The sequence below is a fragment of the Pedobacter nanyangensis genome (assembly GCF_003313505.1).
GTDB lineage: Bacteria > Bacteroidota > Bacteroidia > Sphingobacteriales > Sphingobacteriaceae > Pedobacter > Pedobacter nanyangensis.
Map to the genome: position 1 here is coordinate 222,491 of NZ_QMHO01000002.1, position 12,749 is coordinate 235,239.

Below are 12,749 nucleotides of genomic sequence, written 5' to 3' on the forward strand. Positions count from 1 at the left end.
TGAATAGTTGTGTTTTGTGGAGTTTTTATTTAGATTTACAATATGGACGCTTTAAAATATATTTTGATCCTTGCTGTTCTGCTTTGGATAGGGTTATCTGCTTGGGCAGTAATGGATATCGCTAAACGTGCTACAGATGTTAAAAAGCGGCAGCATAAAACTGCTTGGACCAACATTGTGGTGATATTCCCTTTTCTTGGTCTATTGGCCTACGGGGTTTATGGAAGAAGGACCTTGCGCTAATCTCATTTCATTTCCATTTTATATTTCATTTACTGTATTCCTTTGTGTAATGATTAAATTTGTGCCATGGCAGAAGATTTAACCATTTTAAAAACAGCTTCGAAAGAAGAGAAGTATCAATCTATTATTCCGCAAATTAAAGCACTTGTTGAAGGTGAAGATGATTTGATTGCCAACTTGGCCAATGTTTGTGCGGCTTTAAAAGAACAGTTCGGTTGGTTTTGGGTAGGCTTTTATTTGGTAAAAAATGATGAACTGGTGCTGGGGCCTTTTCAGGGCCCGGTGGCCTGTACGCGCATCAAAAAAGGAAAGGGCGTTTGCGGTGCTTCGTGGGAAAGGGCGGAAGTGTTGGTTGTTCCAGATGTAGACGAATTTCCTGGCCATATTGCCTGTGCTTCTGCATCTAAATCAGAGATTGTGCTGCCTTTTTATCTCAACAATAAAATGGTAGGAGTACTAGATGTTGATAGTGAATATCTCGCTCATTTTGATGATATTGATGCTAAATATCTAAAGGAAATTTTAAGCTTGATTAATGGCTAAATTACCTGCTTCGTTTTACCGCAATGAAAATGTGGTTGAAGTAGCAAAGCAGTTGCTTGGTAAAATGCTGTTCACCTATATTGATGGAAAGCTTACTGGCGGGATAATTACCGAAACTGAAGCTTACGACGGGGTGGTAGACAAAGCCTGTCATGCCTATGGTGGGAGAAATACCGGCAGAACAGCCACCATGTATTTAGCTGGTGGTGTAACTTATGTGTACTTATGCTATGGCATTCATCATTTGTTGAATGTAGTGAGCGGTACGGTTGGAAATCCGCAAGCAGTGCTAATTAGGGCTATTGAACCTAAGGAAGGTATTGAGCTGATGTTAGGGCGCAGAAAGATGGAAAAATTGGCTTCCCGTATTACCGCAGGTCCAGGAGCGTTGTCCCAGGCCTTAGGAATAGATAAGCAGCTAAACGCTAAAGAGCTATCAGCCAACGAAATTTGGATTGAGGATATTGGTAGGCAATACACTGAAGACGAAATTATAGCCACCACTCGAATAGGTGTTGCTTATGCGCAGGAACACGCTTTGTGGCCTTTTAGATTTTATCTTAAGGGAAATAAATATGTGAGTAAGCCTAACAAGTAATCTTATTCATCATGGCCTAGTCTAACGGATATTTTGCTTCCCTAATCATGCCTTCATCACTTAGCAATTCGTGAAGAACAGGATCTTTTAACAGATCGGCAAGCTTCACCTTTTTTCCATTAAGATAACCTATTTTGCTCACCAAACGTACGCCGTGGCTATAATCTGCCCATGTGTTGGTGTGTTTGTTGTAAACGGGTTGTATCGCTTTGCCGCCAGGTTTATGCCAGCCGTAAATCACCACCCTTGGTGTTGGTTCACCATAGATTTTGTTAGAAATGATGATGTCTTTTTTGTTTCCAGCGGTTAAACTGCCTTGCTCATAGCTGTTGCCCAATAACTGCAATTGCTTTAATACCATTTCATGGTGTGCCCTGAAAACCGGGACAGTAGTCATTGCTTTGCTGGGAGGAATGGGTTGAGGTTCTAATTTTATTGTTGATTGCAGATAGATCTCATCGACCAGGCTTTTGGTGGGCAATAAGGTATGGGTTAAATTGGCTATGCGCTGAGCTAGCATAGGCGTAGTAGGGATATAGAGGTAATCGGTATCGATGCCAATGGAAAGATAATCTGGTATTATATAAATAATTAATTGATAGCTTTTTGTGTTGATTACCTTGTTTATTTCTATAGGTTTTGTTTTTCTTAAAAACATTGGAATATTTCCATTTTTCACTTCCTGCCAAATCATTTCCTCTCTTGCAGAAAGGTTTAAGTTGGTATCGGAAATTAGCTTTGAGAATTGACTTCCTGTAAGCGCATCAGGTTTGCGTTTTTTCAATTTCACTTCCTGGGCAAGCACGCCAAGTGTAATCGTTAGGCAAATGATGAGCAATGAAATTTTTTTCATGATTGTTTTAAAAAATCAATATTTCGTTTGAGGCCTGTAAACTTAGTTCGTTTAACGGGCGAGTTTTTGAAAACCCTCTTAAACACCTCATCTGTCATGTCAACCAATTCGTTTTTACTTAATCCCAGCAGTTCTTCTTTGGGTTTAAAATGCTCTTCGCTGTGAACGGTCGCAAATCTGTTCCAAGGGCAAACATCCTGGCAAACGTCGCAGCCAAACATCCAATTATCCATTTTTCCTTTAAACTCGCTAGGGATTTCATTTTTAAGTTCAATGGTTAGGTATGAAATACATTTGCTGCCATCCACCTGATAGGGAGCCACAATGGCATTGGTAGGGCATGCATCGATACAACGGGTGCAGGAACCGCAATGGTCTGCAGAAAAGGGATTATCGTATTCTAAATCCAAATCTATAATCAGCTCTGCTAGAAAGAAAAATGAACCAGCTTGTTTACTGATCAGATTCGAATTTTTGCCCCGCCAACCTAAACCGGCTTTTTGCGCCCAGGCTTTATCCATTACCGGGGCCGAGTCTACAAAGCAGCGTCCATCTACTTCGCCAATGTTAGCCCGGATGAAATGCATCAACTCCTGTAGTTTTTCTTTAATTACGGAATGATAATCCTTTCCGTAGGCATATTTGGAGATTTTAGGAGCATTTTGGTCGAGTTGTTTTTCTTCTGAATAGTAATTTAAAGTAAGTGATACAACTGATTTAGAACCTTCCACCAATAACCTAGGATCTAGGCGTTTATCGAAGTAATTTTCCATGTAGCCCATTTCGCCATGATGGTTACTCTTGAGCCAGCTTTCCAGCCTTGGCGCTTCTTCTTCTAAAAAGCTGGCCTTGGCAATACCACAAGACATAAAGCCTAAACGAAGGGCTTCCTGTTTGATCATGTGACTGTATTTGCTGGCCTGGGTGAACATTGGTTTGCAAAGATAGCTATTTGAGTAAAAAACCTTTTACCAAGGTTGATTGTTTACATAGGGACAATACAAGTTATAGATCAGATACTACTAAGTTTAAATCTCGAGTTATGGAAAATCAGCTAGAAAATACCGAAAATGAACATAAAAATTTGACGCACGACGTAGAAACCAATTACGATGCTCATAAAGAAAACCCAAAACCTGCGCCCACGGTAAACGAGCCTGATAATGAAGGTGCAGGCCAGGCGATGAAATGGATTATTCCCATTGTGGTAGTGGTTTTGTTGGTGGTGTGGTTTATCTTTTTTAGAAATAACGTAACAAAATAGGGTACCAATCATATCTATTTTGAGTGTAAAGCTGCTTATTTTAGCAGCTTTACTTCGTATAAATCGGTTCTTCTGTCTTTTAAAATCTTTACGGTACCAAAATGATGTAGTTCATCTAAAAGGTGTAAATCAACGTCTACCATTAGCATCATTTCTGTATTAGGTGTGGTTTCGGCCTTGATGGCATTGGTTGGAAATGCAAAATCTGATGGGGTAAATACTGCCGATTGCGCAAATTGGATATCCATATTGTTTACTTTTGGCAGGTTACCTACACAACCAGCGATAGCTACGTAGCATTCATTTTCAATGGCCCTAGCTTGGGCGCAGTGTCTAACACGGGTATAGCCATTTTGAGTATCCGTTAAAAAAGGAACAAACAAAATCTGCATGCCTTGATCAGCATAAATACGGCTTAGTTCCGGAAATTCTACATCGTAGCAAATCAAAATGCCCACTTTACCGCAATCCGTGTCAAATACGCCAATCTTGTCGCCGCCGCTCATGCCATAGTATTTTTTCTCGTTAGGCGTGATATGGATTTTACGATAATCTTCCGTAAGGCCGTTTCTGTGACATAAATAGGTGGCATTGTACAATTTGCCGTTTTCTTTTACGGGCATACTTCCCGCAATAATATTTACGTTGTAGGAAACGGCATATTCTTGTAATCTTTGTACTATTTCCTCCGTTTTGTCTGCCAGTTTTTTCATGGCTTCCTGCTCGGGCAAATGGTTATACGGCTGTAGGAGAGGGGTATTGAAAAATTCTGGGAACATGATAAAGTCCGACTGGTAGCCACTTACCGCATCCACAAAAAATTCTACCTGTTCATAAAACGCTTCTAAATCATTGAATAAGCGCATTTGCCATTGTACCAAACCCAATCTAATGGTTTTGGCTGATCGGGGAGAAACGTTATCGTGATAGTAAATATTGTTCCATTCGATAAGTGTGGCATATTCTTTTGATTCCACATCGCCGGGCAGGTAATTTTTCAGCACTTTACGTACGTGGAAATCATTGGAAATTTGGAAACTCAAGGTTGGGTCGTAAATTTCTTTGGCCTTTACCTTATCAATGTACTGGCGGGGTGTTAGCCGATCTGCATATTCATGATAGCCAGGCAACCTGCCGCCTGCAATAATGCTTTCCAAATTGAGCAGTTCGCAAAGTTCCTTTCTGGCTTCGTACAAACGCCTAGCTAACCGTAAACCTCTATACTCTGGATGTACAAAAACTTCTATCCCGTATAGGACGTTGCCCTGCGGCGTGTGTGTAGAGAAGGTGTACTTCCCGGTAATTTTCTCGTAAGTATGATTGTCGCCAAAAATGTCGTAATCTACAATAATAGAAAGTGAGCAGGCCACTACCTTTCCATCAACGGCAATACACAGCTGTCCTTCAGGGAAAATTTTCAGTAAATCGTTTATTTTGGCTCTGCTCCATACACCATTGCCGCTGTCTAAATAGGCCTGCTGCATGGATTCTTTGAGGTCGTTGTAATCTTCAATCGTGAGCTTACGTAATTCTATATTCATATGTGTATTGAACAAAAAAGCAAACGGATTGTTTACTAGCCTTTAATTTACCATTCATAAATTGAACTATTCAAAAGATGTACTAGATTAACAGCAAAGCGTTAAAAGTGGGTGTTAGAAAATTAATTTTAGTGCTTTTTGGCCACTTTAGGCCCGCTATCCGTCAATCTTTTGTTTTAGATTTTGCTGTTATACTGAGTCGCCATAATCTATCTCGTTAGCGCTTAAAGCTACAGGCCTCAGTACCAGTAAAGTGAATTGTTTTGGTTGTTACACCAATTTAAAACAATTTCCCCGTTTGCCCTAATTTAACACGATTTAAATGCTTGTAAGCCGCTTCGGTTACTTCACGACCACGAGCGGTACGCATTAAATATCCTTCTTGAATTAAGAACGGCTCATATACCTCTTCAATGGTTCCATCATCTTCGCCCACGGCGGTAGCAATGGTTTTTAAGCCCACGGGACCGCCTTTGAACTTGTCGATAATGGCTAGCAGAATTTTATTGTCCATTTCATCCAAACCATGTTCATCAACGTTAAGTGCCGATAAAGCGTAACGGGCAATTTCGGTATCGATTTTGCCATTGCCTTTAATTTGGGCAAAATCACGGGTACGGCGCAGTAGGGCATTGGCAATACGAGGGGTACCTCGGCTACGACGGGCAATTTCATAAGCACCTTCTTCGCTAATGGGGGTGTTTAATATGGCTGATGAGCGCAGTACAATGGTAGTTAGTAGTTTGGCGTCATAGTAGGCCAATCTGGAATTGATCCCAAAGCGGGCTCTTAGGGGCGCCGTAAGTAAACCAGAACGGGTAGTGGCACCCACTAAAGTAAACGGATTAAGACCTATTTGTACCGAACGGGCATTTGGGCCACTTTCCAGCATAATGTCAATCTTGAAATCCTCCATGGCCGAATAAAGATATTCTTCTACCAAAGGAGAAAGGCGATGGATTTCGTCGATGAAAAGAATGTCGCCACTGTCTAAATTAGTTAGAAGACCGGCCAAATCTCCAGGTTTATCCAGTACTGGGCCAGAGGTTACCTTGATATTTACGCCCATTTCGTTGGCGATGATGTGCGACAAAGTGGTTTTTCCTAGTCCTGGAGGGCCGTGCAGCAATACATGGTCTAATGCTTCGCCGCGTAATTTGGCGGCCTTTACGAAAATCCTGAGGTTTTCCAGGATTTTGTCCTGCCCCGTAAAGTCTTCAAACTCCTGTGGGCGCAATACTTTTTCAATATCACGTTCAGTTGGGCTTAAATTCTCTGAAGATGGATCAAGATTTTCGTTCATGAAGCAAATATAGCTTTTTTGTAGGTTTTTATTGGGGTACGATGTTAGGTGGACTTAAATTAAATAGCCCTGACAGCAGCGAACACGAAGCCTTGAGGTTACGAAAGGCGAAGTAAAGCGAATGGCAGGACTATCAGTGCTTTGGTGCAGTGTTTTTGTGCTCCCATTGATTGGCTTAGCTAAATTTACCCGCAACTTTGGCTTCTTTAATGCCGTTGCTGTAGTTGTAGAAACCTTCGCCGCTTTTAACGCCTTTTTTTCCTGCGGTAACCATGTTTACCAAAAGAGGGCAGGGGGCATATTTTGGATTTCCAAAGCCTTGATGCAATACGTTTAAGATGGCCAAACAGACATCTAAGCCGATAAAATCTGCCAGTTGTAGGGGGCCCATGGGGTGCGCCATTCCCAATTTCATTACCGTATCGATTTCGTACACGCCGGCAACGCCTTCGTAAAGTGAATAAATGGCCTCGTTAATCATCGGCATTAAAATACGGTTAGCCACAAAACCGGGATAATCATTCACCTCAACAGGAACTTTATCTAGTTTTTGGGATAATTCCATAACTATGTTTGTAGTTATATTGCTGGTGGCGTAACCGCGAATTACCTCTACCAGTTTCATTATGGGCACTGGGTTCATGAAGTGCATGCCAATTACCTTGTCGCCACGGTTGGTTGCGGCGGCAATTTGTGTAATGGAAATGGAAGATGTGTTGGTTGCCAAAATGGCTTCTGGTTTTGCAAACGCATCTAAATCTTTAAATATCTTCAGTTTTAAATCGATATTTTCCGTAGCGGCTTCAACCACTAAATCTACATTAGCCACTGCAGATTTTAGGTCTGTATGTGTGCTCAGATTCCTGAGCGTATTTTCTTTTTCAGTTTCAGTGAGTGTGCCTTTGGAAACTTGGCGGTCAAGGTTTTTGCCAATGGTTTCTATGGCTTTTTTTAAAGCATCAGCGTTAATGTCGATTAGGTTTACGGCATAGCCAAATTGAGCAAAGGTATGTGCAATACCGTTTCCCATAGTGCCTGAGCCAATTACAGCAATATTTTTCATCTGTATGTATTTTGTTAATTGGTTAGAAATTGCTGCTAATTTAGGAAATAGATTGGATATATTGATTTGTTATATAATTTACGTTATGTTAAGTTGTATTTTCAAACCTTCTCTCCATGCCCTATTTTTTGTATTGTTTAGTTAAGATACGGGATTAATTAAAACTCGTTAAGTTTACGTTTAAGCTCTTGTACTTTGTCGAGCCTGTTTTTACGGGTGTAGATATCGATAAGTAGTTTGATAGTGTTTTTATGGTTGATGTTGATGTCATGAGCTCTTAGTAAAGAATATTCTGCACGGTTAATGTTGGCGGTAAATTTTTTGGCATCTTTTTGAGCTAAGGCTTGGTTAGCATCTTGAATATATGCCAAGGCCAATTGATAAAGTGCATCGAAATAATTGTAGTCTAGTTCCAGTGCTTTTTTAAATGACAGTTCGGCCGTAGCGGTGTTTTTGGCCTGATTTTGTTGTAAGTAACCGTATAGGAAAAGCAGCAACTTACTTCGTTTATCAGTTTTTAGTGAGTTTTCTACGGCTTTAGTAGCCTTTTCGTATTGTTCGGTATCTAATAATAGGTTGATATAATCGTTGGTGAGTAAAGGATGGTAAGCATTTAGTGCTAGGCCTTCCTCTAAGGTTTTAATGGCCTGTTCTGTTTCAAATTTTGAGGCATAGATATTCGCAATATTTTGAAACAAGGTGGGGTTTTTTGCGCCATTTTCTTTGGCTTTCAGATAATACGAAAGCGCATCGTTGTATAATTGTAGATTTTGAGCGCAAATGGCTACATTGGTAGCTAACAAGGTATCTGCCGGCATGAAATCACTCACATTTCTTAGCAGGTCGTAGGCTGTTACAAAATCATTTTGTTGGAAGGCTTCTGTTCCTTTCTTTAACTTTTTAACATGGATATTGTGGTCGGCAGCTTTGATTAATTCGGTATTGGATTGGAATTTGTCAAGTTTGATTGCCTGTACGAGTGCGTCTTGTGCTAGCTGAAAATATTTATCGGCATTAGCTTCGTTTTCATCAATTATCGCAATGTATGAACTTAGATATGTTTTGATGGCCCATGTTTCTGGCCAGTTTTTAGTTTTTTTATCCTTTTCGGCCTGATCAATAGCCTTAATCCCCTCTCCTATGATGGTTAACTGTTTTTTGGTATCGGCATTTTCGGCGATGCTATTCTGTAACCTGGCTAAGCTGTTATTGGCTATTTTAATTTGTGAACCTTGTGAGAAAGCTGAATGACTAAATAGCAGTAGGGCAAATATGTTGAATAGTAATTTACGCATCGGTTAATAAAGCTTTATACAAAGTAACTAAAAAAGGGAGATAAAGTTTAATTATCTCCCTTTTTTTAACCAATTGAACATACAGTTGGTTTATTGTTTTTGAAGTGCATCTAAAAGTTTTTTAGCTTCTTCGTAGCTTTTCGTGTCGTTTTTGAAAGCATAGATCTGCTTCAAGGCCTCTAAAGTGTGGGTTGCTTTTGGATCTAGATCATAAGCTTTTTTGTAGAAAGGCAACGATTTGTCAATCAAAGCAGTCATTTTGGCGGTTAAGGCATTATACTCTTTTACTTTTTTGGGATCAAGCTTTTGTCTTTCGTTCTGAACGCTAAGTGCTTGCTTGTAATAGGTTTCGCCCAAAAGAAAATGGTAGATTGCTTTGTTCGGATCTTTGGCAATTAGTTTCCCCAAAGATTCCTGAGACTTTTCGATCTCTCCCCTAACAATATAGATGTCAGTTTGTGTTCCTACAAAATCTGGATCATCTGGAAATTTCTTTAGTGCTTGTTCAATAGTTGCCAAGCCTGCAGTGGTATCTTTTAAGTTAACCAGTTCAATATTAATAGCCTCTAGTAATAGGTTTTTAGCGTCTGGTCCATTCAGTTCAACCACTTTTTTAAAGTTTTTAACCGCACCGGCATAGTTTTGCGCTTGTTTTGCCGCTACGCCTGCATTTAGGTACATTGAGGTATCGGTTGGGTTTTTCTCCGTAATTTCAGTGAAGATCTTAAATGCGGTAGCATAGTCTTTTTTATTGTAGGCTCTGATACCTCTTGCTTGAATAGCATTGGCAATATTGATTTTTGCGTTAGCCATGGCATCTTTATGCTCGCCTTTTTTATCTAATTCTTCTGTTTTTAGGATAGCTTCTTCGGCAATTTTCTGTTTAGCAATTGAATTTGCTTCGCTGGTAGTGTCCAATAACGCAATTGCTGAAGCCATTGAAGCTCTGTAGGACCATGGTTCTACAGCGTTTTTTGTTTTTTCGTGGGCTATGGCGGCATCGGTATGGGTTAAGCCTTTATTTAAACCAGCTAAATTCTTTTGGAGGTCTTGTGCCTGATTCATCGCCTGGAATAAGTCCCATGATTTTTTTGCTTCGGCAACCTCTGATTTTTGGGCATAGGCGAATATGGATAAACTCATCACACCTACACTTAAAATTAATTTTTTCATGTATTTATAAATTATTGTTCTTTAACGGGAAACCCACCACGATATTACTGAATTTTTAACAATCGTGATGGATTTCGGTTTAAATTTATTCAATTATTTAATTTTCTGGAGTGTTATTTTCGGCTTCACTGCCCGCTTCATCACCTCCATTTGGGTTTTCGCCATTTGCTGCCAGTTCTTCGTTTACCTCTTCTTCTTCCTCGTGGTCGATTCTAGCTACAGAAGCAATTTCATCACTGCCTTTTAAGGTAATTAAACGAACTCCCTGGGTAGCTCTGCCCATTACCCTTAGCTCACTTACCGCAATCCTGATTACAATACCCGATTTGTTGATGATCATCAGGTCATCAGCATCGGTTACGTTTTTAATCGCTACCAAATCACCGGTTTTATCGGTAATGCTAATGGTTTTAACCCCTTTACCACCACGGTTGGTTACCCTATAGTCTTCAATGTCGGTACGTTTTCCGTATCCTTTTTCCGAAACCACCAATACGGTTGCATCAGGACTGTCGATGGCGATCATTCCCACGACTTCGTCTTTCTCGTGGGCCAGCGTTACCCCGCGTACACCGGTTGCTGTTCTGCCCATTGGTCTAACCGTACTTTCGTTAAAGCGGATTGCCCTGCCTGAACGTAGGGCCATCACGATTTCGCTACTGCCTGTAGTTAAACTTGCTTCTAATAATTGGTCGCCCTCGTTGATATTGATGGCATTGATACCATTTACACGTGGACGGGAGTATGCCTCTAAAGAAGTTTTCTTGATGGTACCTTTTTTGGTACACATGATGATGTAGTTGTTTTCCAGATATTCCTGATCTTTCAAGTTCTTCACCTTGATGTAGGCTTTTACTTTTTCTTCTTTAGGAATATTGATGATGTTTTGCAGTGCACGGCCTTTGCTTTGGCGTGTACCTTCTGGAATTTCGTAAACTCTTAGCCAGAAACACCTTCCTGCCTCGGTAAAGAACAACATATAGTTGTGGTTGGTGGCAATCAACAGATGTTCAATAAAGTCTTCGTTTCTTGAATCACTTCCTTTTGAACCCTTGCCTCCCCTGCTTTGCGTACGGTATTCGGTGGCTGGCGTACGTTTGATGTAGCCTTCGTGAGAGATGGTGATTACCACTTCCTCGTCTTCGATGAAGTCTTCCATGCTCATATCTTCGGCTGAATGAACAATCGTTGTTCTGCGCTCATCACCATATTTATCACGCATTTCAACCAATTCATCTTTGATGATCTGCATACGGAGACTTTCATCTGCCAATACAGATTTCAAGTATTCGATGGTTTTCATCAGCTCGGCATATTCTTCTTTGATCTTATCACGCTCAAGTCCTGTCAGCCTACGTAGGGTCATGTCAAGGATGGCACGAGCTTGGATATCGGTTAAACCAAAGGTTTCCATCAAGCCTGTTCTGGCTTCGTCAGGCGTACTTGAGGCACGGATCAATTTGATCACCTCATCGATGTGGTCTAATGCAATCAATAAACCTTCCAAGATATGCGCACGCTTTTCGGCTTCTGCCAATTCAAAACGTGTTCTGCGGATAATCACATCATGTCTGTGTTCAACAAAATGGTGGATAAGATCCTTTAGGTTCAATAGTTGTGGCCTGCCATTTACCAGCGCAATGTTATTTACACTAAATGAGCTTTGTAGCGCAGTTTGTTTAAACAAATTGTTTAGTACGATATTGGCATTGGCATCTCTCTTGATTTCGTAAACGATACGGATACCGTCCTTGTTGGATTCGTCTTTGATGTTGGAAATACCTTCGATCTTTTTCTCGCCAATTAACTCAGCGGTACGCTCAATCATTTGAGCTTTGTTTACCAGATAAGGTATTTCGGTAACAATAATGCTTTCACGGTCTTTATTGCTTTCAATTTCGGCCTTGGCACGCATCACGATACGGCCCCTACCTGTTTCAAAAGCTTCCTGCACGCCTGAATAGCCGTAGATAATGGCTCCGGTAGGGAAATCAGGCGCTTTGATGAATTTCATCAGTTCGGCAATGGTAATTTCTCTATTGTCGATGTACGAAATTGTGGCATTAATGGTTTCGGTAAGGTTATGTGGGGCCATGTTGGTGGCCATACCTACCGCAATACCCGAAGAACCATTGATCAGCAAGTTTGGCACCTTTGACGGTAATACGGTTGGTTCTTCCAAAGAGTCGTCGAAGTTGTTTTGGAAATCTACCGTATCTTTATTGATGTCGGCCAACATCTCTTCGGCAATTTTTTGGAAGCGGGCTTCGGTATAACGCATTGCCGCCGGCGAGTCGCCATCTACCGAACCATAGTTACCTTGTCCGTCAACCATCATGTAGCGCAGGCTCCAAGGCTGAGCCATACGTACCATGGTCATGTAAACGGAGGAGTCGCCGTGTGGGTGGTACTTACCCAGTACCTCACCCACAATACGTGCTGATTTTTTATAAGGCTTACCGGCACCTACACCTAGGTCCAACATCCCATAAAGTACCCTACGGTGCACAGGTTTTAAACCGTCACGCACATCGGGTAGCGCCCTACTTACAATTACCGACATCGAATAATCGATGTAGGCAGTTCGCATCTGCTCATCTATATTGATGGGGATAATCTTATTGTCGTTCTCTTGATTTTCTAAATCTTCTGCCATAAATTTCTATGTTTTGCATTTTTGCGTAATCCGTTGGGTGTTTTTTATGCCAATTGCTTATCGCTAAACACAAGATTATACGTTTTATTATAACCTTGCGAATTTAGTAAAATAAGCCACACTTTAAGTGCCATTGTGGAAAAGTTTTAAGCACTTTAAAAATGTTACAAGATATTATACCAACTCTCCAAATTACATCCATAGATAGATTTTGGCC

General features: G+C 40.8%; 12 protein-coding genes. 4 read left to right on the plus strand and 8 right to left on the minus strand.

Features of this window, described 5'->3' with window-relative positions:
- Nucleotides 1–42 precede the first annotated feature (42 nt).
- The 3 genes from DUT71_RS04055 to DUT71_RS04065 all read left to right on the plus strand — a co-directional run bounded on the left by DUT71_RS04055 (nucleotide 43) and on the right by DUT71_RS04065 (nucleotide 1,384).
- Nucleotides 43–243, plus strand: coding sequence for a PLDc N-terminal domain-containing protein (locus DUT71_RS04055; RefSeq protein WP_113661254.1), 201 nt, complete (start codon nucleotides 43–45; stop codon nucleotides 241–243).
- 66 nt (nucleotides 244–309) lie between these two features.
- Nucleotides 310–786 (plus strand): GAF domain-containing protein, encoded by a 477-nt coding sequence (locus tag DUT71_RS04060; RefSeq protein ID WP_113661255.1) that lies wholly within the window; start codon nucleotides 310–312, stop codon nucleotides 784–786.
- Nucleotides 779–1,384 carry a DNA-3-methyladenine glycosylase gene (locus tag DUT71_RS04065; protein WP_113661256.1) on the plus strand — a complete coding sequence of 202 codons (606 nt, stop codon included), beginning with the start codon at nucleotides 779–781 and terminating at the stop codon, nucleotides 1,382–1,384. The genes DUT71_RS04060 and DUT71_RS04065 overlap by 8 nt, the downstream gene beginning before the upstream one ends.
- A gap of 16 nt (nucleotides 1,385–1,400) precedes the next feature.
- Here DUT71_RS04065 and DUT71_RS04070 read toward each other — a convergent pair whose 3' ends face one another.
- Together DUT71_RS04070 and queG are read right to left on the minus strand one after the other, a co-directional pair.
- Nucleotides 1,401–2,237, minus strand: a complete 837-nt coding sequence (locus DUT71_RS04070) for a hypothetical protein (RefSeq protein WP_113661257.1) — start codon at nucleotides 2,235–2,237, stop codon at nucleotides 1,401–1,403.
- Entirely contained in the window at nucleotides 2,234–3,169 is a 936-nt protein-coding gene (gene queG, locus DUT71_RS04075; RefSeq protein ID WP_113661258.1) for a tRNA epoxyqueuosine(34) reductase QueG, read from the minus strand. The genes DUT71_RS04070 and queG overlap by 4 nt, the downstream gene beginning before the upstream one ends.
- 110 nt (nucleotides 3,170–3,279) lie before the next feature.
- Between queG and DUT71_RS04080 the strand changes: the two genes are divergently transcribed.
- Nucleotides 3,280–3,501: a hypothetical protein gene (locus tag DUT71_RS04080; RefSeq protein ID WP_113661614.1), complete on the plus strand. Its 222-nt coding sequence runs from the start codon at nucleotides 3,280–3,282 to the stop codon at nucleotides 3,499–3,501.
- Between the two features lie 35 nt (nucleotides 3,502–3,536).
- On the opposite strand, the gene DUT71_RS04085 is transcribed toward DUT71_RS04080, so the two are convergent.
- The 6 genes from DUT71_RS04085 to gyrA all read right to left on the minus strand — a co-directional run bounded on the left by DUT71_RS04085 (nucleotide 3,537) and on the right by gyrA (nucleotide 12,532).
- Nucleotides 3,537–5,042: a carbon-nitrogen hydrolase family protein gene (locus DUT71_RS04085; RefSeq protein ID WP_113661259.1), complete on the minus strand. Its 1,506-nt coding sequence runs from the start codon at nucleotides 5,040–5,042 to the stop codon at nucleotides 3,537–3,539.
- A 280-nt stretch (nucleotides 5,043–5,322) separates the two neighbouring features.
- A complete protein-coding gene (gene ruvB / locus DUT71_RS04090) occupies nucleotides 5,323–6,345 on the minus strand; it encodes a Holliday junction branch migration DNA helicase RuvB (RefSeq protein WP_113661260.1) in 1,023 nt (340 codons plus the stop codon).
- Nucleotides 6,346–6,520: 175 nt separating this feature from the next.
- On the minus strand, nucleotides 6,521–7,408 hold the full coding sequence (locus DUT71_RS04095) for a 3-hydroxyacyl-CoA dehydrogenase family protein (RefSeq protein WP_113661261.1): 888 nt from the start codon (nucleotides 7,406–7,408) through the stop codon (nucleotides 6,521–6,523).
- 158 nt (nucleotides 7,409–7,566) lie between these two features.
- Complete coding sequence (locus tag DUT71_RS04100) at nucleotides 7,567–8,703, minus strand: tetratricopeptide repeat protein (RefSeq protein ID WP_113661262.1); 1,137 nt, start codon at nucleotides 8,701–8,703, stop codon at nucleotides 7,567–7,569.
- 90 nt (nucleotides 8,704–8,793) lie between these two features.
- On the minus strand, nucleotides 8,794–9,876 hold the full coding sequence (locus tag DUT71_RS04105; protein WP_113661263.1) for a tetratricopeptide repeat protein: 1,083 nt from the start codon (nucleotides 9,874–9,876) through the stop codon (nucleotides 8,794–8,796).
- A 97-nt stretch (nucleotides 9,877–9,973) separates the two neighbouring features.
- Nucleotides 9,974–12,532, minus strand: a complete 2,559-nt coding sequence (gene gyrA, locus DUT71_RS04110; RefSeq protein WP_113661264.1) for a DNA gyrase subunit A — start codon at nucleotides 12,530–12,532, stop codon at nucleotides 9,974–9,976.
- Nucleotides 12,533–12,749 lie beyond the last annotated feature (217 nt).

Excerpts from the sequence above, each read along its gene's own strand:
- DUT71_RS04055 (WP_113661254.1), top strand. The coding sequence starts at position 43 with ATGGACGCTTTAAAATATATTTTGATCCTTGCTGTTCTGCTTTGGATA.
- DUT71_RS04060 (WP_113661255.1), top strand. The coding sequence starts at position 310 with ATGGCAGAAGATTTAACCATTTTAAAAACAGCTTCGAAAGAAGAGAAG.
- DUT71_RS04065 (WP_113661256.1), top strand. The coding sequence starts at position 779 with ATGGCTAAATTACCTGCTTCGTTTTACCGCAATGAAAATGTGGTTGAA.
- DUT71_RS04070 (WP_113661257.1), bottom strand. The coding sequence starts at position 2,237 with ATGAAAAAAATTTCATTGCTCATCATTTGCCTAACGATTACACTTGGC.
- queG (WP_113661258.1), bottom strand. The coding sequence starts at position 3,169 with ATGTTCACCCAGGCCAGCAAATACAGTCACATGATCAAACAGGAAGCC.
- DUT71_RS04080 (WP_113661614.1), top strand. The coding sequence starts at position 3,280 with ATGGAAAATCAGCTAGAAAATACCGAAAATGAACATAAAAATTTGACG.
- DUT71_RS04085 (WP_113661259.1), bottom strand. The coding sequence starts at position 5,042 with ATGAATATAGAATTACGTAAGCTCACGATTGAAGATTACAACGACCTC.
- ruvB (WP_113661260.1), bottom strand. The coding sequence starts at position 6,345 with ATGAACGAAAATCTTGATCCATCTTCAGAGAATTTAAGCCCAACTGAA.
- DUT71_RS04095 (WP_113661261.1), bottom strand. The coding sequence starts at position 7,408 with ATGAAAAATATTGCTGTAATTGGCTCAGGCACTATGGGAAACGGTATT.
- DUT71_RS04100 (WP_113661262.1), bottom strand. The coding sequence starts at position 8,703 with ATGCGTAAATTACTATTCAACATATTTGCCCTACTGCTATTTAGTCAT.
- DUT71_RS04105 (WP_113661263.1), bottom strand. The coding sequence starts at position 9,876 with ATGAAAAAATTAATTTTAAGTGTAGGTGTGATGAGTTTATCCATATTC.
- gyrA (WP_113661264.1), bottom strand. The coding sequence starts at position 12,532 with ATGGCAGAAGATTTAGAAAATCAAGAGAACGACAATAAGATTATCCCC.